The sequence below is a fragment of the Sphingobacterium sp. Mn56C genome (assembly GCF_049319645.1).
Lineage (GTDB): Bacteria > Bacteroidota > Bacteroidia > Sphingobacteriales > Sphingobacteriaceae > Sphingobacterium.
Genome location: NZ_JBMOUC010000027.1, coordinates 1 through 209 on the forward strand (window position 1 = coordinate 1; position 209 = coordinate 209).

Below are 209 nucleotides of genomic sequence, written 5' to 3' on the forward strand. Positions count from 1 at the left end.
AGCGGTCTGGACGGGACTCGAACCCGCGACCCCATGCGTGACAGGCATGTATTCTAACCAGCTGAACTACCAGACCTAAAAAATATCTTTACTTTTAAAGAACGTTGGGACTTTTAATTTTCCCTTTGTTGAAGCGGTCTGGACGGGACTCGAACCCGCGACCCCATGCGTGACAGGCATGTATTCTAACCAGCTGAACTACCAGACCT

General features: G+C 49.8%; 2 tRNA genes. Both read right to left on the reverse strand.

The annotated features are described in order from the left end of the window. Positions 1-2: 2 nt before the first annotated feature. Positions 3-76: transfer RNA gene (locus ACL9RF_RS17740), tRNA-Asp, on the reverse strand. 58 nt (positions 77-134) lie between these two features. Next, positions 135-208, reverse strand: a tRNA-Asp gene (locus tag ACL9RF_RS17745). Between the last annotated feature and the right edge of the window lies 1 nt (position 209).